Genomic DNA, 23775 nt, shown 5'->3' with positions numbered 1-23775 from the left:
ATCCCTTAGGGACTTACCGCAGTCATTGTACTTAAAACGTCCTTCGGCATGCTCTGAGCATAAGGCGCAAAGCCAAGGAGATGCGCGATGGGGATCATGGGCACTACCGGCACGGGTCTCGACCGTGCCATCGACCTGATTGCGGGCGATTACGCCCTCAACATGGGGACATCCGGCGCCGCGATCCGTGAAGGGGCAGCGGCGGCCGATGCGATGAACGGGATGATCGTCAGCGCGATTCGGACACTTGGCCTTGCCAACGACGGCGAAATCACCGTTTCGGATATCTATTCGCTCAACTCCTATCTGCGCTCCAACGGCTATGGCAAGTTCACCAGTCTCTACGGCACCGAGAAGAATGGCGTCGAGAGTGGTTTCCAGCAAGTCTCGGGCGAAGGCGCGGTAACGCGGCTGTTCGGCGAGGCTGGTGTCGACCGGGTGCTCGATGGGATCTACGAGATCGCCTTCGAGATCAAGGACGGCCACCTGACTTCCCCGCGCAACTACTGGGGGCCGGGCGTCGACGACGTGGCGCACTGGCTCAACACGCTGCTGGCGCCTGAACTGGCGGCGGGTACGCTGAAGAACAGCAAGGCTGATCCGCAGGCGCATGGCACCACCGGCACGGGCCTTGATCTCATTACCGAGCGGCTGCTCGATGACATCGGCCTCAACCACCGCATCTCGCAAAAGCAGATCAACGATGCCGCCAAGGCCGCCGATGGCATGGCCAAGATCATGCTGCAGGCGATCAAGGAAACCGGCGTCGCCGACGACAACAAGCTTGATCCGATGGACATGGTCGATCTCAACCGCTGGATCATCGTCAACAAGCTGAGCGAATGGACCACGCTCCACGGCGATGACGAGGGCGCGTTCGAGAGCGGCCTGCACTACGCGCAAGGCGACGGCGGGCGCGACTACATCTACGGCGACCTTTCGGTCGATACCGTGGCCGACGGCATCTACCACATCGGGTTCAAGATCTCCGGCGACCGCTTCGAGAACGAGGACGGCAACGCCAATCAGCGGATCAGCGATACGTCCGACTGGATCAGCCTGCTGCTGGCCAAGGACCTTGCCACTGGCGCGCTGCATTCGAACCACGCTCCCGTCGATGCCGCGTCGCTCAAGCCCAACCTTGTGTTCAGCAGGGCCGGGCTGGTGACCGATGATGGCACCAAGGGCGCGGTCGATCTGGGCAAGGCCGATGCAACCGGCGTGGCGGAAGGCACGATCGCGCTGGATTTCGTGGCCAACCATGCAGATGATGGCCGCACCCACGTGGTGTTCTCGAAAGATGGCGCCTCGAATGCGGACGGCGATCTTACGGCCTTCGTGCGCGGCGGTGAGCTTTACGTGGTGCTGCAGGACGGAGCCCGCGACTGGTGGCTCAAGGCCGAGGGCGTGACGATCGAGAGTGGCCGCCAGTACTCGCTTGCGATCACCTTCGGCCAGGATGGCCTTGGGCTCTTCCTCGATGGCAAGCGCGTTGCCGCCGATGTCGATGCAACCAGCGGGCTCGGTCCCAACACGCGCAATCTTGTGCTGGGGGCGGGCACCTGGGGCCGCGACGCGAGCCATCCCAGCCAACTCGACAGCCACCTCGATGGCAAGGTCGGGAACCTTGCCGTCTACGACCGCATCCTCGATCCGTTCGAACTGCGTGCCATCAACTCGTCTGGCGCGTTGCCGCAGGAATGGAACGGCACGGCGGCGCTTGAAGGTGAACAGCCTGCGGTGCGCGCGGGCACCGGCCTCAAGGGCGAGGTGTTCGACCGGGGAACGAACTTCGATTCGATCGACGATCTCATCGCGCAGACCGCGACGAAGACCGCCAATTTCCACCTGAATGCGAAGACGGTGGACTTCGGCGGGTTCAAGGAAGTCGCCACGCTCAGCCAGTTCCTCGACGGGAAGGCGAGCCTGACCGATGGCGGCACCGATGTCGTGATGAACACGATCGGGCTGAGACTGCAGGGTTATATCTGGCTCGAGAAGGGCCAGCATCTTGTCAACGTGCGCTCCGACGATGGCTTCCTGCTCAAGCTTGGCGGCGACGAGCTATCGAGCTTTGCCGGCAATCGCGGCTTCACCGGCACCAGCGAGACGATCACCATCGACAAATCCGGGCTCTATGCGGTCGATCTCTACTACTTCGACAACACCGGCGCTGAAGGCCTGCGGCTGGAACTCGACGGCGATCCTGTGAGCGCCGACCGGCTCTATTCCTCGATCGACGACTACAAGGCGGCGCTTGCGGCAAACGGCGCGATGCCGGCGAGCGGGCTGCCTTATGCCTATGAAGGGCCGGTGGGTACCACCGGTACCGGGCTCGACAAGCTGATCCAGATCATCGGCGAAGACGTCGGCCTCAGGAACAACATTTCCGCCGCCCAGATCCGCGGAGGGGCCGCTGCGGCCGACAAGCTCAATCACATCATCGTCGATGCGATCACCGCGACGGGTGCGCTCGACGACGGGCATCTGACGGTTGCCGAAACCTATGACCTTTCGGCCTGGATCCGGGCCAACCGGCCAGCCGAATTCACCGCCGCGCACGGCAATGACGAGAACATGATCGAAACCGGCTTCCACCTGATCCAGGGCGATCACGGGGCAAGCTACCTGCTGGGCGACAGCGCGATCGATACCGTGATGGACGGCATCTATCACATCGGTTTCAACACCAGTTCCGACCGCTTCCTCAACGAGGACGGCAATGCCAATGCGCGGGTCGAAACGGTGACCTACTGGCTCAACGAACTGCTTGGCACCACGCCGCTGCCGGCGCCGGGGCCGGGCACATCACCGCTCGTCGGCAGCGCGTCCTCGCCGAACGTCACGGTCACCGAAGGGCTCAACAGCAAGCTGGCTCCCAGCGCCAAGTCGATCACGCTCAAGGGCATCGCCGTGAACGCGGCAGGCAACAGCGATGACAACACGCTGACCGGCAACGATCAGGCCAACATGCTGGAAGGCGGGGCTGGCAACGACACGCTGAATGGCGGCGGCGGGGCCGATGTGCTCATTGGCGGTCTCGGCAAGGACCTGATGATCGGCGGGACCGGTGACGACATCTACTGGGTGGACAGCACCGAGGATGTCGTGCGCGAAACAACGGCTGCCGGCGGGAACGATACGATCAAGATCACCTCCACCGCTGTCACGAGCTATGTGCTGCCGATCTACGTCGAGAACCTCACCGACGAGAGCGGCGGTGCCATGACGATCACCGGCAACACCTTCGACAACGGCATCTCGGGGGGCGCCGGGGCGGATACGATCTATGGCATGGAAGGCAATGACGCGCTGAGCGGCGACAACGGCGACGACTTCCTCTTCGGCGGCTCTGGCGCAGACGTGCTCGATGGCGGCACCGGCAGCAACACGATGACCGGCGGGACGGGCAACGACGTTTATGTCTCGGCCAGCAATGCCGACAAGATCATCGAGAATGCCGGCGAGGGCACCGATACCGTCCGCTCCTCCGCCGCAAACACGACACTGGGAGCCAATGTCGAAAATCTCGAGCTCATCGGCAATGCCGCGAACGGGTATGGCAACGAACTCGCCAACACGATGAACGGCAACGGCAACGGCAACTACCTCGACGGCAAGGCGGGCGCCGATACGATGCTGGGCAGGGGCGGCAACGATACGTACGTGGTCGACAATGCCGGCGACAAGGTCATCGAAGCAGTCAATCAGGGCATCGATACGGTCAATGCCTCGATCAGCTTCACGCTCGGCGCCAATGTCGAGAACCTGCAGCTGAAAGGTACGGGCGCCCTATCAGGCACCGGCAACGATGGCTTCAACTGGCTTGGCGGCAACGATGCGAACAATGTGCTCGACGGGCGAGCGGGCGACGATGCGCTGCTGGGCAAGGGCGGCAGCGACACGCTGCTGGGCGGGCTGGGGGCCGACAAGCTGACCGGCGGCACCGGCGCAGACACGTTCGTCTTTGCCAGCACGACGGAATCGACTGTCGATGCCAAGGGGCGCGACACGATCTTCGACTTCAGCCATGCGGAGGGCGATCGCATCGACCTGTCGAAGATCGATGCCAACGGCGCCGATGCAGGCGAGGGCGCGTTCAAGCTCGTCACCGCGTTCGATGGCTATCATGGGGCGCTGACGGTGGCGGCACAAGGCAACCAGTGGCTGGTGCAGGGCGATGTGAACGGCGACAAGGTGGCCGACTTCGCAATCCTCGTGACGAGCGCGAGCGCGCTTGTGGCGGCAGATTTCGTGATGTGAGGGGAGGGGCGGCGGGCTCCCGGGTCCGCCGCACTGCCGCGCAACAAAAAAGGGGCGCTTCCTGGCCGGAAGCGCCCCTTTTTTGTTGCCGTGTGGCCTTGCCTCAGGCGTCCGCGTCTGCGGCGCGATCCTCGAGGAGGTCAGCCGGGATTTCGCCCGGTTCGGCGTTCGGGTCGTAAGCTTCGGTGAAGCCGCCGACTTCGGTATCGAACATCGCGTCGATGACGTCGACGCCCTGCGACTGCAGCGCGGCTTCGTCGGGCGAACGGGCGACGTTGACCTTGACCGTCACGCTCACCTCGGGGTGGAGCGAAACCTTCACGGTCGAGATGCCGATGGCCTTGATCGGGCGTTCCAGCACGACCATCGACTTCGTCACCTTGGCGCCCTGTTCGACCAGCGCGTCGACGATGTCGCGCACCGAAACCGAACCGTAGAGCTGGCCGGAGTTGGACGAAGCGCGGATCAGCACCACTTCCTTGCCCTCGACGTTGCCGGCTTCGGCCTTGGCGTCTTCACGGCGAGCCGCGTTGTCCGCTTCGATGCGGGCGCGGTTGGATTCGAAGACCTTGCGGTTGGCTTCGTTGGCGCGAAGCGCCTTCTTGTTGGGCAGCAGGAAGTTGCGCGCGTAGCCATCCTTGACGGTTACGACGTCACCGATGGAGCCCAGCTTCTCGATGCGCTCGAGCAGGATGATCTGCATGGTCAGCGCTCCTTACTTGACGATGTAGGGAAGCAGGCCGATGTGCCGGGCGCGCTTGATCGCCTGGCCCAGCTCACGCTGCTTCTTTGCCGAAACGGCGGTAATGCGCGAAGGCACGATCTTGCCACGCTCGGACATGAAGCCCTGAAGCAGGCGCACGTCCTTGTAGTCGATGACAGGGGCGCCCTTGCCCGAGAACGGGCACGACTTGCGGCGGCGGAAAAACGGACGAGCCATGGCTTATTCCCCTTCGCGTTCGCGGCGGCGAGTCCGCTCGCGGTCGTTCTTGCGCATCATGACCGAGGGGCCGGCTTCATGGGCGTCGACACGCACGGTCATGAAACGGATCACGTCCTCGTTGATCGCGGTCTGGCGCTCAAGCTCGGCAACCACCCCGGCGGGGGCTTCGATGTCGAGCAGCACGAAGTGCGCCTTGCGGTTCTTCTGGATCTTGTAAGCCAGCGAACGGAGGCCCCAGGTCTCGGTCTTGATGACCTTGCCATTGTTGCTCTCGACGATTTCGGTGGCGGTGGCGGCAAGCGCGTCAACCTGAGCCTGGCTCAGATCCTGACGCGCGAGGAAGACATGCTCGTAAAGCGGCATGAGGCCTTCTCGTCCTTCATCAATCTAACCGATCGCTGGCTGATCCGCGGTATTGCGGGGCCCCTCCGGCTTTCTTCAGTTTCCGCCCATGGGCAGCGCCCTTTTCGCGGAAGCGCTGGTCCTTAGCGGGAATCGGCGAAGATGCAAGGCGAAACTGGGCCTGACGAGCCTGGGCCTGACGAGCTTGGGTATGCCGGTAACGGGCTTTCAGGCGGCATGCCGGGCTGGCGGCACCCCCGGCTTGGTTTGCGCTGTCGCATCAGCCTCGGGCCGGCCCAGTTCGAGCCGCTGCAGATGCCCGATCGCGAAATCGGCGACCAGGTTGGCAAACACGTTCTCGTGCAGCGGCAGTTCGAATTCGAGGCCGGATGTCTTGTCCTTCGACCACACCACAAAGGCGAGCTTGGGCGCGAGTTCGGGCAGGAACAGGGTGACGGTATCGCCGATGCGCTGGCGCGGAATGCCTTCGATCCGGGCGCCGTGCGTCGTCATGTCCTTAAGCATGACCGTTGACCGCGTCAGCCCGTGCTTGCAGCGCACGGGAAGCTCGAAACCCACGCGGCGCGTGCGCCGGTGGTTGATGTTTTCCACGCCTTCGAAGTCATCGAACATGGCCTGCTCCTGCCGCTGGCGTTTACCACATGCATTGAGAACGGCAGCGTTCGACCATCCTTCAGGCCCTACGCATTTACGCTAGGGCACGTAGCGCATCGCCACGTCGCAGCGGGCATAGCGCGTGCCGTAGTCGGCCATGATCCCGGCATCGTGGCGGAAGCCCAGCTTTTCGTAGAGGTGGATCGCCGCCTCGCAGGTCTTGTTGGTCAGGAGATAGAGCGGATCGGCCCCGAGACGCTGCGCCCGGGCGATGGTCGCTGACAGCAGGAAGGCCCCAGCGCCAAGCCCCCGTGCGCTTTCCAGCACGCCCATCTTGGTGAGTTCATAGCTGTTTCCGCCGGTGGGCTTGAGCGCGCAGGCGCCGACCACGCCGACGCCTTCCGCCTCGACGAACAGGATGGTGCCGCCGGGCGCGATGATCTTGTCTCGCGGGTTTTCGAGCACCTCGCGGTCAAGCGGTTCGAGCACGAACATCGCCTCGATCCACTCCTTGTTGATGTCGTGGAAGGCCGGCGCGAGGTCGTCGCTGAATTCGCGAAGGCGCAGCGGTGTCTTGCGCGCAGGGCCGACGCGGGCGAGCAGCGGCTGCGCGGCGAGGGCATCCTCAATGAGGCCCACTTCGCCGAGGAAGTCGCCGGGGGTGCTATCGAGCAGCGATCGCACCGCGCTGCCTATGCGCGGCCACACATCGGTCAACGCAGCCGCATGGGCTTCCTCGCCCGCCGGTGTGAGCGAGACGAGGCGCTGGCGCTGGTCGCGCCCGGTGGCCGTATCGACGAGGCCAAGCTTCGCGAGTTGACCCACGGCGCGGGTGACGCCGGGCTGGCTGGTGCCGATGGCGGCTACAAGCTGGGTAATGCTCTGCGGCCCCTTTGCCAACGCAGCGATCAGCGCCATGTGCCCCGGCTGGCACGGCAGGCCAGCCTCGGTGATCGCAATGGCCGCTTCGGCCTGCATTCGCTCAGCAAGCCGCTTCAAACGGCTGCCGAGAAAAACGGGTCCGGCTTCGCGCAAGATATCGGTCATGGTATCTCCACTCTCATAACGCGTTATATATCGCGTTATGAGAGTGAGGCTGTCAAGCCCTCAGCTGCTTCTCGACCAGCGCAATCGCTGCCGCAATGGCAGCTTCAATGGGGAGCGCGGAGGTATCGAGCAGTGCCGCGCCTTCGGCCTGACGCAGCGGCGCGGCGGCGCGGGTGCGGTCGCGTTCATCCCGCGCGGCGAGATCGGCCTCGATTGCCTCGCGCGTCACGTCCTCGCCGCGTTTCTGCATTTCGGCCCAGCGGCGCAGCGCGCGGGCGGCGACGCTGGCGGTGATGAAGAGCTTGGCCTCCGCCTCGGGCGCGATCACGGTGGCGATATCGCGGCCATCGAGCACCGCACCGCCGGGCTGGCGGGCAAAGGCCTGCTGGCGGGCGAGCAGCGCGGCGCGCACGGCGGGGTGGATCGAAACACGACTGGCCAGCGCGCCGGTGGCCTCGCTGCGCAGGTCCGGATCATCGAGCAGGGTTTCGGGGAAATCCGCAGCGGCGAGCGCCTCGTCCGGATCGTCCGGGTTCCCGCAGGTGAGGAAGACCTGCCGCCCCACCGCGCGGTAGAGCAGCCCGGTATCGAGATGCGGCAGGCCATAATGCACGGCGAGGGCCTTGGCGATGGTCCCCTTGCCCGAAGCGGTCGGGCCGTCGATGGCGATGATCATGTCGTCCCGCCTGCTTGCGCCAGCAGCGCCTCGAACACAGGGAAGCTGGTGGCGATGGGGCGGGTGTCGTCGATCTCGACGCCGCCTTTGCTGGCGAGCCCCGCTACCGCCATGGACATGGCGATGCGGTGGTCGAGGTGCGTGGCGACGGGCGCGTTGTTGGTGCCGCGAAGCGGATCGCCGCCGGTGCCGTCGATGATCAGGCCGTCCTCGGTCTCGGTCACCGCGGCCCCCGCTTGCTCCAGCGCCGCGCGCATCACGGCGATGCGATCGCTTTCCTTCACGCGCAGTTCTTCAAGGCCGGTGGTGATGGTGCGCCCGCTGGCGAGCGCGGCGGCGACGAAGAGGACCGGGAACTCGTCGACCATGCTTGGCACCACGGCCGGATCGACGGCGATGCCGGTGAGAGCCGAATGCCGCACGCGCAAGTCCGCGACCGGTTCACCGCCGACATCGCGGCGGTCGAGCTCCTCGATCTGGCCGCCCATGGCGCGCAGCACATCGAACAGCGCGGCGCGGGTGGGATTGAGCCCGACGTTCTCGACCACGAGGTCCGAGCCCGGCACCAGCAGCGCGGCAACGACGAAAAAGGCTGCGGACGAGGGGTCACCCGGCACTTCGATGGTCTGCGGCCTGAGCTCCGCCTCGCCGACAAGGTGGATGGTGCGGGTGCCGTCCGGGGCGACTTCGACTGTCAGCTCTGCGCCAAAGCCCCTCAACATGCGCTCGGAATGATCGCGGGTGGGCACCGGCTCGATCACCGTGGTGATCCCGGGCGTGTTGAGCCCCGCCAACAGCACCGCGCTCTTCACCTGGGCCGAGGCGACCGGGAGGCGGTAACTGATCGGCACCGCCGGCGAGATGCCGCGCAAGGTAAGTGGCAAGCGGCCACCGGGTGCAGCGGTGAAATCGGCGCCCATCTGCGAAAGCGGATCGATCACCCGGCCCATCGGGCGCTTGGAAAGGCTGGCATCGCCGATGAAGGTGGCGGTGATCGGGTGACTCGAAACGAGGCCCATGAGTAGACGTGTCGAGGTGCCAGAATTGCCCATGTCCAGCGCCTGCCTCGGCTGCAGCAACCCGCCGACGCCCACGCCGTCGATCACCCATTCCGGACCGCTGGCCCCGGTTTCGAGCCGGTCAATCGTTGCCCCCATCGCGCGCATTGCGGCGGCGGTAGCCATCACGTCCTCGCCCTCCAGCAGCCCGGTCACCCGCGTGCGCCCGACCGCCAGCGCACCGAGCATGATCGAACGGTGGCTGATCGATTTGTCGCCGGGGACGCGGATCCGCCCGGTCAACGGCCCGGCGGCGATGAAGCGGCGGGGGCGCGGGGCGGACGTTTCGGCTGAATGCACGGGGAGCGGTTCTTTCCGGGTTCAGGTGCGTGTTGAAGCGGGCGCGCTTTTGACAGCGCCCCGCGCCTATGGCAAGGCGCGCGCCGCGCTTGATTCCCGGACTGCCTGTCCCCATCAAGCAATGCCATTGAGCCGTCCGCATCTGCCGCGGGCGCCAGATTTAAGGAATTCGCATGGTCAAGCCTGAATGGGGCGCAAAGCATGGCTGCCCGAAGTGCGGCACCCGCTTCTATGACTTGGGCAAGGACGACCCGGTTACCTGCGTGGAATGCAAGTATTCCTGGACGCCCGAGCCGGTGCTCAAGTCCAAGCAGCCGATCCCCTACGAGGAGATCCAGAAGGAGAAGGTCGATGTCGTGCCTGACGTCGATCTGGCCGACGAGGATCTCGACATTGATGAAGACTCCGACTCGCCGGACAACGATGTCGATCTGGGCGGCGACGACGATCTCGGCGTTCCCGGCCACGATGGCGAGGACGAGGAAGTCTGAGTTCTTTTTTGCCGGAGCGTGCGCGGCCCAATGGTCCGGCGCTCCGGCAATGATTTCCCGTTGGCGCAAAAAAGCTGTTGCCAGCGAACGGGGCCTCGCATAAAGGCGCGGTCCTCCGGCGCGACGCTGCCGGTGCAGGGTGCCTCCAGCGGCACCTCTGTCAGGAATTGTGGGGCCTTAGCTCAGCTGGGAGAGCGCCTGCATGGCATGCAGGAGGTCAGCGGTTCGATCCCGCTAGGCTCCACCAATACCCTTCCTCTGTCCTAACATCTTCGGTGCTCGTAGCGGCTTGCTGATGTCGTGATGGCAGGCAGGCCATGCCTGGCGCACGTGACAGGACCGTGCTCCAGCGGCGCTTCTCGTGTCATTCGGCCAGTGCCGGTCAGCCAAAGGTTCTGGTTCCATGTCCGTCCTCGTTCCCCCTGCACCTGCCATCGGCATCGACTTTGGCACCACCAATTCGGTCGTGGCGCGCAGCGCGGGCAATGGCGCGGTCCGCCTTGCCGAATTTGCCGCGCCCGATGGGGCGAGCTCGGTGTTCCGCTCGGCGCTGTGCTTCTGGCAGGACGATGCCCTGCGCGGCGGGCTTGGGCATGAGGCTGGGCCATGGGCCATCGCCGAGTTTCTTGCCGATCCGCAAGGCTCGCGGTTTCTCCAGTCGTTCAAGTCGGTTGCCGCCAGCGCCACGTTCGAACATGCCCCGGTCTTCACCAAGCGGCTGGCGTTCGAGGACCTCGGCCGCACCTTTCTCGATCATCTGATCGCCCATGCCGGAGAGGCCTTGCGCGATCTGCCCGAGCGGATCGTGGTGGGCCGGCCGGTGCGGTATGTCGGAGCGCGGCCTGATCCGGCGCTTGCCTGTGCGCGCTATGCGGGGATGTTCGCCCGGCTCGGCAGCGAGGTTCACTATGTCTATGAGCCGCTTGGCGCGGCTTATGGTTTCGCGTCGCGGCTCAGCGATCCGGCGACGCTGCTGGTGGCCGATTTCGGCGGCGGCACGAGCGATTTCTCGATCGTCCGCGTAGAGGCGCCCGATGCCCCGCGGCGCTGCATCCCGCTCGCCTCGGCCGGTGTGGGCATTGCGGGGGATCGGTTCGACTTCCGGATCATGGACCAGCTCGTCCTGCCGCTGCTGGGCAAGGGCGGCACTTATCGCTCGTTTGACAAAGTGCTCGAAATCCCGCCCGGCCACTTCGCCGATTTCAGCGACTGGTCGCGCCTTGCGCTGATGCGCAACCGGCGCACGCTCGCACAGCTTGGCAAGTTGCAACACGCGGCGACCGATCCCGCCGCCATCGGGCGGATGATCGCGGTGGTCGAGAACGAGCTCGGCTACGGGCTCTACGAAGCGGTCGGCGCTGTGAAGCGCGACTTGTCGAGCCGGACCGAGGCAGTGTTCGCCTTCGAGGGGGAGGGCCTTTCCGTCAGTGCCGAAGTACGCCGCGCGGATTTCGAACGCTGGATCGCGCCCGATCTGGCCGAACTCGAAGCCGGAGTGGACCGGGTGCTGGCCCGGGCAAGGCTTGAACCGGCGCAGATCGACCATGTGTTCCTCACTGGCGGCTCCTCGCTCATTCCGGCGGTTCGCCAGATCTTCGCACGGCGCTTTGGCGAAATGCGCATTGCCAGCGGCGATGAATTGACGTCCATTGCCCACGGCCTAGCGTTGATCGGCAGCGCGCCCGATCTTGCCGAGTGGACGGTGGACGAAGTGGAGGAAGCATGAGCGTCGCATTCCGCCGCGAAAGCGATGACGAACATCTCGAACCAAAGTTCGAGCTGCCGATTCCGCCGGGGCCCAACCTTGTCACCGAGCGCGGCCTGGCGCTGATCGCGGCGCGCGTGGAGACGCTGGAGGCAGAGCTGGCAGGCCTATCTGACGAGACCCAGATCAAGCGCGTTAAGCGGGACTTGCGCTATTGGCGCACCCGTCAGGCGACCGCGCAAGTCATGCCGTCGCCGGTGGGCGCGGCGGTCGCGTTTGGCTCGACCGTGACGTTCCAACTGAACGGCAAGGAACGGACCGTGACGCTCGTCGGCGATGACGAGGCGGACCCTGCGGCGGGGCTGCTCTCCTTTACCGCACCGCTCAGCCGCGCGCTGCTGGGCGCTGAGGCGGGCGATGAGCTCGATTTCGGCGGGAAGGACAGCGCGATCGCGGTGATCGACGTGAAGGTTTAGGCCTTCAGCCCGATTTCACGCAGTCTTTCGTGCAGATATTCGTCCGCGAGAATCGGCACGGGATAGCGGTCCGGGTTTTCGGCGCTGACGCAGCCGGGCAGGGTGCGGATCGCGAAATCGCTGCGCAGGTGCAGGAAAAACGGCATCGAATAGCGGCTGTGCGCGGCGCGCGCGCCATCGGGGTTGCGCACGCGGTGCGTGGTCGAGGGTAGGACGTGGTTGGTCAGGCGCTGCAGCATGTCGCCGATATTGACCACCAGCGCGCCCGGCGGTGGCGAGGCGGGGATCCAGCGGCCCTCGCGGGTCAGAAGTTCCAGTCCGGCTTCCTCGGCCCCCAACAGCAGCGTGATGAGGTTGATGTCCTCATGCGCGCCCGCCCTGATTGCGCCGCCGGTATCGCCCGGGATTGGCGGATAGTGGAGCAAACGCAGGATCGAATTGCCGCCTGCGATGGCCGGATCGAACCAGTTAGGCGCAAGCCCCAGCCAGACCGCGATGTGCGAAAGGATGCGCGCGCCGATCCGGTCGAACTCGGCGAATAGGGCGGTGAATGTTTCGCGGAAGCCGTCTGGAGCATCGGGCCAGACATTGGCGGGCATCGTCGCTGCGAGAGAATCTTCCGCTGCTAGTTCGCGGCCTACGTGCCAGAATTCCTTGAGATCGTGGTGCGCTGCACCCTTGGCGATTTCCGTGCGGAACGGGGTATAGCCGCGCTGCCCGCCGCCGCCCGTGATGTGCCAGCGCCGCTTGGCGGCCTCGCCTTGTGCGAAGAACGCTGCGGTCAGTTCCCACCCGCGCGCCACCAGTGCCGGATCGAGCCCATGGTCAGAGACCAGCGCGAATCCGAAGCGCTGGAAGCTGCTGCCCAGATCCTTGGCCAGATCCTCGTCCAGATTGCCCGAAGGGGCGGCCAGCGACAGCACGGGAAGGGTATCGAGGTTCATGGCTTGCGTGCGTTCCATCAGCGATTATGAGCCTCCCCATATCCCGATCCCGGAAGGCATGCATGAGCAAAATCGAGGCGACCGAACAGGCCTGGCTGATGAAGTCGGAACCCGACGTCTATGGTTGGGATGACCTGATTGCTGAGGGCGAGGGCACCTGGGACGGCGTGCGCAATCACCTCGCCGCGCGCAACCTGCGCACCATGAAGGTGGGCGATCTGGCATTCTTCTACCACTCGAACATCGGGAAGGAAATCGTTGGAATCGCGCAGATCAGCGTTGCTGGCCTCACCGATCCGACCGACCCTGAAGGCAAGTGGGCGGCGGTAAAGGTGAAGCCGGTCGTGAAGCTGAAGACGCCTGTCACGCTCGCCGCGATCAAGGCCAATCCTGAGCTGGCCGAGATGGAGTTGCTGCGGCTTTCGCGCCTTTCGGTTTCGGCCGTCCGCGCATCCGAATGGGATATCGTGCTTGAGATGGCGGGCGGCACCATTTGATCGGTTGTCCGCGCCCGCTGTGCCGGATCGGAACAGTCCCGCTTTGATTGTGCGCGGGGGCGATTCGCAGCCTCCCCGTATGGTGAATAAAGCGTTACCACTGACGGTATGCTCAGACGGCGCGCCCCCAATCCCGAACTTGCCGGCCACCCCTTTCGTCGCACGCTGCCCGCGCATGTACTGCGCCCGCTTCCGATGTTCGAGCCTGAGGTGGAAGCGGCGATGAAGGCACTGCAGCTGCCCGAGGGCGTGCGTTCGCCGCCGGTCGATCCCAAACGGATCACGCGGCAGGATGTGATGGACTTTCTGCTGGCCTACTGCGCCTGCTTCCTGGCGGTTTCGGTCTTCATCTTCTGAAAGCGGATACCGCCGTTCAGAACGTGTGCTCGATCTCGCCCTCATGGGCCAGTTCGGCCTTGTGGAGCACACGGGCGAGCCACGCAGCGACAAGGCACATGGCAGCGCCAAGCAGCAACTGATCGGCCAGCGCCACGCCCCCGGCGCTCAGCCCGACCGCAATGAGCGATCCAACGACCATCGCGCCGGCATTGACGATGTTGTTCGCCGCGATTGTCCGCGCGGTTTCACCCTTGTCGACCACCGTTGTCAGGAAGGCGTAGAGGGGGACCACGAACATGCCGCCCGAAATGGCGATGCCCAGCAAGGTCAGCAGCAGCGGTACCGCCAGCGGCTCCATCACGAATTGCGGCACGCTGAGCAGCGCCGTGCCCGCCGCATGGGGCCAGGTCTTGCACACCACGTGGAAGGCCACGATGAACAGGCCCATCACGATCACCGACACCGGACCGAAGCGCGCCGAAACGGTACCCTTGAGCAATTGGTTGATCGAGACCGAGCCTATCGCGACGCCGATCGAGAAGACCACGAGGAACAGGCTGGCGACTTCCTTGCTCGCCGAAAGTACGTTCTTGGCAAGCGGCGGAAACTGGATGAACAGCACCGCGCCGATGGTCCAGAAGAAGCTGATCGCCGCAATGGCAAGGAACACGCGCGGGTGGCGCGTGGTCATGCGCACAAGCGTGATCGAGGAGCGGATCACGTTGAAGTCGAGCGGGACGGGCTCCATCTGCGGCGGTGCGGAGGGCACGAATTGCGCGGTGAAGAACCCGATGGCAGCGGTCACGATGCAGATGACTGCGGCCCATTCGACCGGGATCCAGCCTGCGAAGATCGTGCCCGCAAGGATGGAGATATAGGTGCCCGCCTCGACAAGGCCGGTGCCGGCCAGCACTTCATCGGGATGCAGGTGCTGCGGCAGGATTGCGTACTTGATCGGGCCGAAAAAGGTGGAATGCACGCCCATCGCGAGCAGCGCGGTAAGCATCAGCGGGATTGCCATGATCTGCACGGCCATGCCGCGCCAGGCCATGAACAGACCTGCCGCGCCCACCAGCATGATGGCGATTTCCGCCGCCTTCACGATGCGGATGATCCGCGCCTTGTCACGCATATCGGCAAGCTGGCCGGAAAGTGCGGAAAGCAGGAAGAAGGGAAGGATGAACACGGCCGAAGCGATGGCCGAGAAGCGCGCTTCGGCTGCCTCCGAGTGGTATACGGTGTACACCACATAGAGGATCATCGCGTTCTTGTAGAGGTTGTCGTTGAACGCGCCGAGCAACTGCGTGGCAAAAAGCGGCAGGAAGCGGCGTTTCCGGATGAGCAGCGCGGTTGTCGTCATTCGGGCGTTGTCATTCGGGTTTTGCCAGCCTTCGCGTGTTGCGTTCATCCCATAGCGCCCTCCACAGGGCGGGCAAGGGGGCACGTTGGGACCAACTTGCGGTTTCTTCGCGGCGTCTTCATGCCTATGGTGGCTCTACGATGCTGACCCTTCCCAATCTGCTAACGCTGTCCCGCATTGTCACCGTGCCGTTGCTGGCAGGCCTGCTATGGTGGCCTGAATGGCAGGCGGGCTATGCGATCGGCTTCGCTGTCTATGCCCTGATGGGGGTGACGGACTATTTCGACGGCTACCTGGCCCGCGCGCAGGGCACGGTTTCCAAGCTCGGGATTTTCCTCGATCCGATTGCGGACAAGATCATGGTGGCGGCGGTGATCCTCGTGCTCACCGCGCAAGGCGTGCTGACCGGACCCTATGTGGGCGATCTCCACGTGATCGCCGGGCTTATCATCCTGATCCGCGAGATTGCCGTTTCGGGCCTGCGCGAGTTTCTTGGGGGCATTCAGGTCTCGGTGCCCGTCTCCAAGCTCGCCAAGTGGAAGACGACCTTCCAGTTCATTGCACTCGGCGCGCTGATCCTGGGGCAGGGCGCGCCGGACTGGACGGTGATGGTGGCAGGGATCGACGCCAACCTGCCGCACACGGTGGGGCTCATCACGCTGTGGGCCGCAGCCGCGCTGACGGTGATTACCGGCTGGGATTATCTGCGGGTCGGCCTCAAGCACATGGACTGAGAGCCTTCAGCCCGCGCCGGTTTTCGAGAACAGGTTCAGCACCAGCACCCCGGCCATGATCAGGCCGATCCCCGCCAGCGCCGGCATATCGAGCCGCTGACCATGGACCACCCACGCCAGCGCGGCGATCAGCACGATGCCTACGCCCGACCATATCGCATAGGCGACGCCGGTCGGAATGCGCTCCAGCGTGAGCGAGAGGAAAAACAGCGCAATCGCATATCCGGCCATGCTCACCGCCAGCGGCAGAAGCTTGGTGAAACCCGCCGATTGCTTGAGCGCGGTGGTGGCGACCACTTCGGCGACAATCGCGATTGCGAGCGCGAGATAGGGCGGGAGGTTCATGGGGCGAGGAACCTCGCTTCATAATCGATGGCACCGTGGAGGATGCGCGCGACGGTCACGCGGTTCGGATAGACCCGATAGAAGATTAGGTAGCTGCCGTGCGTCATCTTGCGGACACCGGCGCCTGCAAGTCGCTCCACAAGCGGGAACCTTGCGGGCTGCTCAGACAGGGACAGGCACCGCCCGATCAACTCCTCGACAAAGGTTGCAGCCCGGGCTGGATTTTCTGCGGCAATAAAGTCGCTTATGTCTGTGAGATCGGACTGCGCACGCGGCGCAATGATCACCGGTAACATGGTCACATCATTGACCGGTACTTGTCTTTCAGCCGCTTGAGTACATCCTCTGCCGGCGCGCCGAGACCTGCGTCAGCCTCTCGCACGCCTTCCATGATCGCAGCATCAAACGCAGCCAGCCGCGCCTCGCGATCCTGAATCAGCCGCACCCCTTCGCGCAGTACTTCGCTCTTCGAGTTGTAGCGTCCGTTCGCGACGAGCGAGGACACGAATTCCTCAAGCTTGGTTCCGAGATCGGCGCTGATCATGATTGCCTCGCAGATGAAGGGACCGCTGACAATATCTCGCTTATCAACTATTATCAACCGGCGGCCAGTTCGCTCGCCAGCAGGCGGAATTCCTCGGCGCGGGGGGAGTTCTTGCGCCACACCAGTGCGATTTCGCGGCTGGCATGTTCGGATTCGAGCGGGCGGGCGACGATCTGGGTGCCCTGCAGGATGCCCGCCTTCACCGCCATTTCCGACAGCATGGTAAGGCCGAGGCCATTGTCGACCATCTGCACCAGCGTGTGCAGGCTGGTGCCGATCACGCTCGCGCTGGCGCGGAGTTCGGGGCGGTTGCAGGCGGCGAGGACGTGGTCCTTGAGGCAGTGACCGTCTTCCAGCAGGAGCAGGCGCGCCTCGTCGATCAGCGCGGGCGCGATGCTCAGCGGGGGATCGCGCGGGTCGTCCTTGGGGAAGGCTACGAGCAGGCGGTCGTGGAACAAGTGCGCCGCCTCGACCTCGCCCGTCGCGAAGGGGAGGGCGAGCAGCACGCAGTCCGCGCGGCCATGATGCAGCGATTCGACCGCCGCCGCGCTTGGTTCCTCACGCAGGAACAGCTTGAGCGAAGGCCGTTCACGGCGCAGGCGCGGGAGGATGCGTGGCAGCAGGAACGGCGCGATGGTGGGGATTACGCTCATCCTCAGTTCGCCTGAAAGCGGCGCGCCGTGCGCCTGGACGAGCGCCGAGAGTTCCTCGCCCTCGCGCAGCAGGCGGTGGGCCTTGGCAACGACCTGATCGCCCAGTGCGGTGAAGCGGACCACGCGCCGTGTGCGCTCGACCAACGTCACGCCGAGCAGCGTTTCCAGTTCGCGCAGCCCTGCCGACAGCGTCGATTGCGAGACAAAGCAGGCCTCCGCCGCGCGCCCGAAGTGGCCGTGTTCGTGGAGCGCGACGAGATATTGCAACTGCTTGAGCGTGGGGAGGTAGGTGGTCATGCCGTCAGGCTCTCAGTCAGCCTCGGGCTCGGCGGCCTGAACGTCGTCCCAATTGCGCCCGTCGCCCCCCAATTCGTCGCCCTCGGTCGCCAGCAGGATGGTGTCATCATCCGCCGCCGGCTCGACCTCGTCGTCATTGCCGCCGCCGATGGCATCGATATGTGCCATCTTGAGCTTGCCCTTCACCACAGCGAAGGCGAGCTTGCCTTCGACCAGTTCCAGCGCATCGCGCCCGAACTGCTCGAAGCGCCAGCCTTCGAGGATCGGCAGGCCCTTGCGTTGCCCGGCGGCGAGGGCCTCCAGATCATCGCTGCGGGCCAGCAATCTGGCTGCGATATCAATCTCGCGGCTGCGGATCTTGAGCAGCAGCTTGAGCAGATCGGCCACCAGCGCGCCTTCCTTGCCCAGCGGCGCGCCGCGTGGCGCACGCGGGGGCAGTTCGGCATCGCTCATCGGCGTTGCATCCGCGATCGCCTGCATCAGGCGGCGGCCAATGTCGTTGTCCTTCCACCCGGCGGAAAGCCCGCGCACTTTGGCGAGTTCGTGCTGCTCGCGCGGTGGGTGGCTGGCGATATCGGCCAGAGTCTCGTCGCGCATGATTCGCCCGCGCGGGATGTTCTTGTCCATCGCCTCGGTTTCGCGCCAGGCGGCGATGGCCTTGAGCCGCCCCAGCACCGCCGGGTTGCGACTGGGGGCGCGGATCTTCTGCCAAACCACTTGAGGATCGGAGCGGTAGTTCTCGGGATCGGCGAGCTTTTCCATCTCGGCATCGAGCCATTCGCCGCGCCCGGTCTTGATCAGCCGCTTGAGCATGCGCGGGAAAATCTTGGAAAGATGCGTCACGTCGCCGATGGCATATTCGATCTGCCGTTCGGTCAGCGGCCGGCGCGACCAGTCGGTGAAGCGCGCGCCCTTGTCGACCGTGAAGCCCAGCCAGCTTTCGACGAGGTTCGAATAGCCGATCTGTTCGGACTGGCTGATCGCCATCATCGCGATCTGGGTATCGAAGATGGGGTGCGGGGTCTTGCCCGAAAGGTTGTAGATGATCTCCACATCCTGGCCGCCGGCGTGGAAGACCTTGAGCACGTCCTCGTTGTCGACCAGCAGCTCAAGCAGCGGGGCAAGATCGAGGCCGGGCGCCAGTGGATCGATCGCGGCGGCTTCCTTGTCGTCGGCGATCTGCACCAGGCACAGTTCCGGCCAATAGGTGTTCTCGCGCATGAACTCGGTATCGACCGTGATGAAATCGGCCTTGGAGAGACGCTCGCACAGATCGGCAAGGGCCGGAGTCGTCGTGATCAGCGGGTGTATCTTCATCGTGCTTTTCTTATTGCGCACCGGGCCAGGCCCTCATGCCTGACCGGTGCTGGTGGTGACCCCGTCCGGGGCCTGCGGCTTGACAAATCCGCAGCCATCGCCTCTTGGCCGCTGGCCATCACTGCCCGAATGCTGGCCGGTTTGCCAGCCAAATTGGAACCTCGCCTCATGCATCCTTATCGTTCCCACACCTGCGGCGCGCTCGCGAAGACGGATGTCGGGCAGAACGTGCGCCTTTCGGGCTGGGTGCACCGCAAGCGCGACCACGGCGGCGTGCTGTTCGTAGACCTGCGCGACCACTACGGCATCACCCAGATCGTGGCGGACAGCGACAGTGCGGCGCTTGCCGTGCTCGAAAGCCTGCGCGTCGAAAGCGTCGTGACGATTGAGGGCGAGGTCAAGGCTCGCAGCGCAGGCACCGTGAACGCCGCGCTCGCGACGGGTGAGATCGAAGTTTATGCCCGCGCCGCCACGGTGCTTTCGGCGGCGGAAGAGCTGCCGATGCCAGTGGCCGGGGAGCAGGAGTATCCCGAGGATATCCGCCTGCGCTACCGCTTCCTCGATCTGCGCCGCGAGACGCTGCATGCCAACATCATGACGCGCACCAAGGTGATCCGCGACATGCGTGCCCGCATGGAAACCGCCGGCTTCACCGAATTCTCGACGCCGATCCTCACCGCCTCCAGCCCTGAAGGCGCGCGTGACTTCCTCGTGCCCAGCCGCATCCATGCCGGCAAGTTCTATGCGCTGCCGCAGGCGCCGCAGCAGTACAAGCAGCTGCTCATGGTGGCGGGCTTCGACCGCTATTTCCAGATCGCCCCCTGCTTCCGCGACGAGGACCCGCGTGCCGACCGTCTGCCGGGCGAATTCTACCAGCTCGATCTCGAGATGAGCTTTGTCACCCAGGAAGAAGTGTGGGAGACGATGGAGCCGGTGATCGGCGGCGTGTTCGAAACGTTCGCGAACGGCAAGCCGGTGACGCCTTCGGGCAGCTTCCCGCGTATCGCCTATGATGATGCCATGCTGAAGTACGGCTCGGACAAGCCGGACTTGCGCAACCCGCTGATCATCACTGATGTCGCCAGCCACTTCACCACCTCGGGCTTCGGCCTGTTCGAGAAGATCGTGGCGGGCGGCGGCACTGTTCGCGCGATCCCCGCGCCGGGCACCGCGGACAAGAGCCGCAAGTTCTTCGACGACATGAACGAGTGGGCACGCAGCGAAGGCCATGCCGGGCTTGGCTACGTCACGCGCAAGGGCGGCGAATTCGGCGGCCCGATTGCCAAGAACCACGGTGCCGAGGGCATGGAAGCGCTCTATGCTGCGCTCGGCCTTGGCCCGGACGACGGCTTGTTCTTTGCCGCCGGCAAGCCTGAGCAGGCTGCCAAGCTGGCAGGGGCCGCACGCACGCGCGTCGCCGAGCAGCTCGGCCTCATCGACAAGGACCGCTTCGAGTTGTGCTGGATCGTCGATTTCCCGTTCTACGAATGGGACGAGGACGCCAAGAAGGTCGAGTTCGCGCACAACCCGTTCTCGATGCCGCAGGGCGGCATGGGCGCGCTGGAAGGCCAGGACCCGCTGACGATCAAGGCTTTCCAGTACGACCTCGTTTGCAACGGCTACGAAATCGCCTCGGGCTCGATCCGCAACCAGTCGCCCGAACTGATGGTCAAGGCGTTCGAACTCGTCGGCCTGTCCAAGGCAGACGTCGAGCAGCGCTTCGGCGGGCTCTATCGCGCCTTCCAGTATGGCGCGCCGCCGCACGGCGGCATGGCGGCGGGCGTGGACCGCATTGTCATGCTGGTCTGCGGCGCGCAGAACCTTCGCGAGATTACGCTGTTCCCGATGAACCAGCGTGCCGAGGACTTGCTGATGGGTGCGCCTTCGCCGGCGATCAACACGCAGCTGCGCGAATTGCATCTGCGGACGGTGGAACCCTCGAAGGGGTGAGCGGATTAGGCAGGGAGGGCGCGCAAACCGCCGGTCAGGCCGCCCGTCTCGCCGCTTCTTTCACCGCTCGTCACGCCTCTCGCACAATTCGTCCACACCGCACCACTTGCCAGCCCGCAATCCGGACATTAGGGCGATGGCCAGATTTGAGTATACCAACCCAGTTCCTTGAAGGGGCAAAAGAATGAGCGATACTGCCGACCGCGTGAAGAAGATCGTTGTCGAGCACCTCGGGGTAGAGGCCGATAAGGCCACCGAAGACGCGAGCTTCATCGACGATCTCGGTGCCGACAGCCTCGATATCGTCGAGCTGGTCATGGCGTTCGAAGAAGAGTTTGGTGTCGAGATCCCCGATGACGCGGCCGAGAAGATCGCCACCGTGTCGGACGCGATCAAGTACATCGACGACAACAAGGGCTGATCCTTTCGGATTGCCAATCCGTCCGCACCTTTCCGTCTTGCCCCGCCTGCGGAGCGTGACGGGAGCGGCGGTCGTCCCCCGGCGCTGAACCGCCGGGGCTTCGACAGGCTCGGTCCCGTGAGGGGTCTGGGCCTGTTGTGCTTCAAGGTTCGTTCGCCGGTTGCGGGCGGACGTTTCGGAGACTGAAATGCGCCGTGTCGTCATCACCGGACTTGGCCTCGTCACCCCCTTGGGGGCCGATGTCGAAACCGTTTGGGCCAATCTCATTGCCGGCAAATCGGGTGCGGGGCGGATCACGCGCTTCGATACCACAGGCCAGAAGTGCCTGATCGCCTGCGAAGTGAAGCCGGCTGATCATCCTTATGGCTTCGACCCGAACAAGCGCGTCGATTTCAAGGTGCAGCGTCAGGTCGATCCGTTCATCGTCTACGGCATCGATGCGGCGGGCCAGGCGCTCGAGGATGCTGGCCTCACCGACATGGACGATGACCTCAAGATGCGCACCGGCTGCTCGATCGGTTCGGGCATCGGAGGCCTGCCGGGCATCGAGAGCGAATCGATCGTCCTGCATGAAAAGGGCCCGGGCCGCGTGAGCCCGCACTTCGTGCATGGCCGCCTGATCAACCTCATCTCGGGCCAGGTCTCGATCAAGTATGGCCTGATGGGCCCCAACCACGCCGTCGTCACCGCCTGCTCGACCGGCGCGCACTCGATCGGCGATGCCGCGCGCATGATCCGCGACGATGACGCTGACATCATGCTCGCGGGCGGTTCGGAAAGCACGATCAACCCGCTCGGCGTGGCCGGCTTTGCCCAGGCACGCGCGCTCAACTGCAGCTTCAACGACCGTCCCGAACAGGCGAGCCGTCCCTATGACAAGGGCCGCGACGGATTTGTGATGGGCGAGGGTGCCGGTGTCGTCGTGCTCGAGGAATACGAGCACGCCAAGGCGCGCGGCGCGAAGATCTATGCCGAAGTCGTCGGCTATGGCCTCTCGGGCGATGCCTACCACGTCACCGCGCCGCACCCCGAAGGCAAGGGCGCCGAACTCGCCATGCGCATGGCCTTGCGCAAGGCCGGGATGGAGCCGGGCGATATCGATTACGTCAACGCCCATGGCACTTCGACCATGGCCGACACGATCGAACTGGCGGCAGTCAAGCGGGTGCTCGGGCCCGATCTGTCGGGTGCTTCGATGAGCAGCACCAAGTCGGCCATCGGCCACCTGCTCGGCGGCGCTGGCGCGGTCGAGGCGATCTTCTGTGTGCTGGCGATCCGCGATCAGATCGTGCCGCCCACGCTCAATCTGGATGATCCGGATGAAGGCACCGAAGGCGTCGATCTCGTGCCCAAGGTCGCGAAGAAGCGTGTCGTGCGCGCTGCGCTCAACAACTCGTTCGGCTTTGGCGGCACCAACGCCAGCGTGATCGTGAAGGCGATCTGAGCCGGAGACGGGGGAGGCGGCGTTCGATGCCAAAGGCAGCAGCAGGCCGCCTCAGGATCATCGCGCTGGCCGTGCTGCTGGTGGTGGGCGCCTTTGGCGTCCATTTCCTCTACGGCTGGTATGGCAGCGGCCCGCTGGTCAAGGACGCGACCTTCTCCGTGCCAGAGGGAGCGACGCTCGCCGGCGTGGCGGAGAAGCTGGAAGCGGAAGGCATCGTCGCATCGGCGGATACCTTCCGTCTCCGCGCGCGCCTGCTGGGCGGTAGCGAGCCGCTCAAGGCGGGGGAGTATGCCATTCCGGCGCATGCCAGCGGCTCGGCCGTTCTGGCGATCCTCCAGGGTGTGGGCGGCGAAGTACGCCGCATGGTCACCATTCCCGAAGGCATGCCCTCGATCATGGTCGAAGAACGCCTCGCCAAGGTCACCCTGCTGACAGGGCCGGTGCCGACGCTTGCGGAAGGGTCTGTCCTGCCCGATACATACGCGTTCCAGCGCGGGGAGAGCCGCACGGCGGTGGTGACCCGGATGCAGCTGGCGATGGCCCGCACGCTGGCCAAGCTCTGGGCAGACCGCGCGCCCGATTCTGTCGCGCGCAGCCCTGAAGAAGCGGTTGTTCTGGCCTCGATCGTCGAGAAGGAAACCGGCAAGCCTTCGGAACGGCGCATGGTCGCCGGGCTTTACTCCAACCGGATCCGGCAGGGGATGATGCTCCAGGCCGATCCCACGATCATCTATCCGATCACGCGCGGCAAACCGCTCGGGCGGCGCATCCGCCAGTCCGAAATTCAGGCTGTCAATTCCTACAACACCTACACGATGGTTGGCCTGCCCAAGGCGCCGATCACCAATCCGGGCAAGGCCTCGATCGAAGCGGTGCTGCATCCGGCCAAGACCAACGCGCTGTTCATGGTCGCCGATGGCAAGGGCGGGCACGTCTTTGCCGCCACCCTGCAAGAGCACAACGCCAACGTCGCCCGCTGGTTCGCGATTCGCCGCGCGCGCGGGGAGCTCTAGG

At 64.8% G+C, this 23775-nt stretch carries 25 protein-coding genes and 1 tRNA gene; 12 read left to right on the top strand and 14 right to left on the bottom strand.

Going from position 1 to position 23775, the window contains the following annotated elements; all coding sequences use genetic code 11:
• Window positions 1-87 precede the first annotated feature (87 nt).
• Window positions 88-4263: a LamG-like jellyroll fold domain-containing protein gene (locus ACODS2_RS17280; protein WP_488999935.1), complete on the top strand. Its 4176-nt coding sequence runs from the start codon at window positions 88-90 to the stop codon at window positions 4261-4263.
• Between the two features lie 103 nt (window positions 4264-4366).
• Here the strand turns inward: ACODS2_RS17280 and rplI are convergent, their stop codons facing one another.
• From rplI to aroA, 7 genes are all read right to left on the bottom strand, one after another.
• A complete protein-coding gene (gene rplI / locus ACODS2_RS17275) occupies window positions 4367-4966 on the bottom strand; it encodes a 50S ribosomal protein L9 (protein ID WP_298171200.1) in 600 nt (199 codons plus the stop codon).
• Between the two features lie 12 nt (window positions 4967-4978).
• Window positions 4979-5203, bottom strand: a complete 225-nt coding sequence (gene rpsR, locus ACODS2_RS17270; RefSeq protein ID WP_054121790.1) for a 30S ribosomal protein S18 — start codon at window positions 5201-5203, stop codon at window positions 4979-4981.
• A gap of 3 nt (window positions 5204-5206) precedes the next feature.
• Entirely contained in the window at window positions 5207-5569 is a 363-nt protein-coding gene (gene rpsF, locus ACODS2_RS17265; RefSeq protein ID WP_421837518.1) for a 30S ribosomal protein S6, read from the bottom strand.
• Between the two features lie 207 nt (window positions 5570-5776).
• Entirely contained in the window at window positions 5777-6181 is a 405-nt protein-coding gene (locus ACODS2_RS17260; protein WP_488999934.1) for a PilZ domain-containing protein, read from the bottom strand.
• Window positions 6182-6262: 81 nt separating this feature from the next.
• Window positions 6263-7210 (bottom strand): bifunctional helix-turn-helix transcriptional regulator/GNAT family N-acetyltransferase, encoded by a 948-nt coding sequence (locus ACODS2_RS17255; protein ID WP_488999933.1) that lies wholly within the window; start codon window positions 7208-7210, stop codon window positions 6263-6265.
• Window positions 7211-7262: 52 nt separating this feature from the next.
• A complete protein-coding gene (locus ACODS2_RS17250) occupies window positions 7263-7886 on the bottom strand; it encodes a (d)CMP kinase (protein WP_488999932.1) in 624 nt (207 codons plus the stop codon).
• Window positions 7883-9244: a 3-phosphoshikimate 1-carboxyvinyltransferase gene (aroA, locus tag ACODS2_RS17245; protein WP_488999931.1), complete on the bottom strand. Its 1362-nt coding sequence runs from the start codon at window positions 9242-9244 to the stop codon at window positions 7883-7885. The genes ACODS2_RS17250 and aroA overlap by 4 nt, the downstream gene beginning before the upstream one ends.
• A 173-nt stretch (window positions 9245-9417) precedes the next feature.
• Between aroA and ACODS2_RS17240 the strand changes: the two genes are divergently transcribed.
• The 4 genes from ACODS2_RS17240 to ACODS2_RS17225 all read left to right on the top strand — a co-directional run bounded on the left by ACODS2_RS17240 (window position 9418) and on the right by ACODS2_RS17225 (window position 11916).
• Entirely contained in the window at window positions 9418-9735 is a 318-nt protein-coding gene (locus ACODS2_RS17240; RefSeq protein ID WP_488999930.1) for an FYDLN acid domain-containing protein, read from the top strand.
• Window positions 9736-9906: 171 nt separating this feature from the next.
• A tRNA-Ala gene (locus ACODS2_RS17235) sits at window positions 9907-9982 on the top strand.
• Between the two features lie 156 nt (window positions 9983-10138).
• Window positions 10139-11461, top strand: coding sequence for an Hsp70 family protein (locus ACODS2_RS17230; protein ID WP_488999929.1), 1323 nt, complete (start codon window positions 10139-10141; stop codon window positions 11459-11461).
• Complete coding sequence (locus ACODS2_RS17225; protein ID WP_488999928.1) at window positions 11458-11916, top strand: GreA/GreB family elongation factor; 459 nt, start codon at window positions 11458-11460, stop codon at window positions 11914-11916. Before ACODS2_RS17230 ends, ACODS2_RS17225 begins: the two co-directional genes overlap by 4 nt.
• On the opposite strand, the gene ACODS2_RS17220 is transcribed toward ACODS2_RS17225, so the two are convergent.
• Window positions 11913-12860, bottom strand: a complete 948-nt coding sequence (locus ACODS2_RS17220) for an isopenicillin N synthase family dioxygenase (protein ID WP_489000077.1) — start codon at window positions 12858-12860, stop codon at window positions 11913-11915. The genes ACODS2_RS17225 and ACODS2_RS17220 overlap by 4 nt on opposite strands.
• A 62-nt stretch (window positions 12861-12922) precedes the next feature.
• Between ACODS2_RS17220 and ACODS2_RS17215 the strand changes: the two genes are divergently transcribed.
• Window positions 12923-13357, top strand: a complete 435-nt coding sequence (locus ACODS2_RS17215) for an EVE domain-containing protein (RefSeq protein ID WP_488999927.1) — start codon at window positions 12923-12925, stop codon at window positions 13355-13357.
• Window positions 13358-13465: 108 nt separating this feature from the next.
• The gene (locus ACODS2_RS17210; protein ID WP_298169565.1) at window positions 13466-13714 is read left to right on the top strand and encodes a hypothetical protein; all 249 of its coding nucleotides are present in this window, start codon (window positions 13466-13468) and stop codon (window positions 13712-13714) included.
• 16 nt (window positions 13715-13730) lie between these two features.
• Here the strand turns inward: ACODS2_RS17210 and ACODS2_RS17205 are convergent, their stop codons facing one another.
• The gene (locus tag ACODS2_RS17205; protein WP_489000076.1) at window positions 13731-15056 is read right to left on the bottom strand and encodes an MFS transporter; all 1326 of its coding nucleotides are present in this window, start codon (window positions 15054-15056) and stop codon (window positions 13731-13733) included.
• 140 nt (window positions 15057-15196) lie between these two features.
• Between ACODS2_RS17205 and pgsA the strand changes: the two genes are divergently transcribed.
• Complete coding sequence (gene pgsA / locus ACODS2_RS17200; RefSeq protein WP_488999926.1) at window positions 15197-15790, top strand: CDP-diacylglycerol--glycerol-3-phosphate 3-phosphatidyltransferase; 594 nt, start codon at window positions 15197-15199, stop codon at window positions 15788-15790.
• A gap of 6 nt (window positions 15791-15796) precedes the next feature.
• On the opposite strand, the gene ACODS2_RS17195 is transcribed toward pgsA, so the two are convergent.
• From ACODS2_RS17195 to rnd, 5 genes are read right to left on the bottom strand one after another with little or no spacing between them, the layout of a single operon-like run.
• Window positions 15797-16135: an SMR family transporter gene (locus ACODS2_RS17195; protein WP_488999925.1), complete on the bottom strand. Its 339-nt coding sequence runs from the start codon at window positions 16133-16135 to the stop codon at window positions 15797-15799.
• Window positions 16132-16431: a type II toxin-antitoxin system RelE/ParE family toxin gene (locus ACODS2_RS17190; protein WP_488999924.1), complete on the bottom strand. Its 300-nt coding sequence runs from the start codon at window positions 16429-16431 to the stop codon at window positions 16132-16134. The genes ACODS2_RS17195 and ACODS2_RS17190 overlap by 4 nt, the downstream gene beginning before the upstream one ends.
• Window positions 16432-16433: 2 nt before the next feature.
• Window positions 16434-16679: a type II toxin-antitoxin system ParD family antitoxin gene (locus ACODS2_RS17185; protein WP_298169579.1), complete on the bottom strand. Its 246-nt coding sequence runs from the start codon at window positions 16677-16679 to the stop codon at window positions 16434-16436.
• A 53-nt stretch (window positions 16680-16732) separates the two neighbouring features.
• Window positions 16733-17629, bottom strand: coding sequence for a hydrogen peroxide-inducible genes activator (locus tag ACODS2_RS17180; RefSeq protein WP_488999923.1), 897 nt, complete (start codon window positions 17627-17629; stop codon window positions 16733-16735).
• A 12-nt stretch (window positions 17630-17641) separates the two neighbouring features.
• Window positions 17642-18946, bottom strand: coding sequence for a ribonuclease D (gene rnd, locus ACODS2_RS17175; protein ID WP_488999922.1), 1305 nt, complete (start codon window positions 18944-18946; stop codon window positions 17642-17644).
• Between the two features lie 168 nt (window positions 18947-19114).
• On the opposite strand from rnd, the gene aspS reads away from it, so the two are divergent.
• The 4 genes from aspS (at window position 19115) to mltG (ending at window position 23774) form a co-directional block, all read left to right on the top strand.
• Complete coding sequence (aspS, locus tag ACODS2_RS17170; RefSeq protein WP_488999921.1) at window positions 19115-20896, top strand: aspartate--tRNA ligase; 1782 nt, start codon at window positions 19115-19117, stop codon at window positions 20894-20896.
• Between the two features lie 184 nt (window positions 20897-21080).
• The gene (locus tag ACODS2_RS17165) at window positions 21081-21317 is read left to right on the top strand and encodes an acyl carrier protein (protein ID WP_488999920.1); all 237 of its coding nucleotides are present in this window, start codon (window positions 21081-21083) and stop codon (window positions 21315-21317) included.
• A gap of 187 nt (window positions 21318-21504) precedes the next feature.
• Window positions 21505-22761 carry a beta-ketoacyl-ACP synthase II gene (gene fabF / locus ACODS2_RS17160; RefSeq protein ID WP_298169592.1) on the top strand — a complete coding sequence of 419 codons (1257 nt, stop codon included), beginning with the start codon at window positions 21505-21507 and terminating at the stop codon, window positions 22759-22761.
• A gap of 26 nt (window positions 22762-22787) precedes the next feature.
• On the top strand, window positions 22788-23774 hold the full coding sequence (gene mltG / locus ACODS2_RS17155) for an endolytic transglycosylase MltG (RefSeq protein WP_488999919.1): 987 nt from the start codon (window positions 22788-22790) through the stop codon (window positions 23772-23774).
• The last annotated feature ends 1 nt before the right edge of the window (window position 23775 follow it).

This window comes from Novosphingobium sp. FG137 (genome assembly GCF_057809735.1).
Note: the sequence above shows the minus strand (reverse complement) of the source record. Positions and strands in the feature narration are given on the sequence as shown.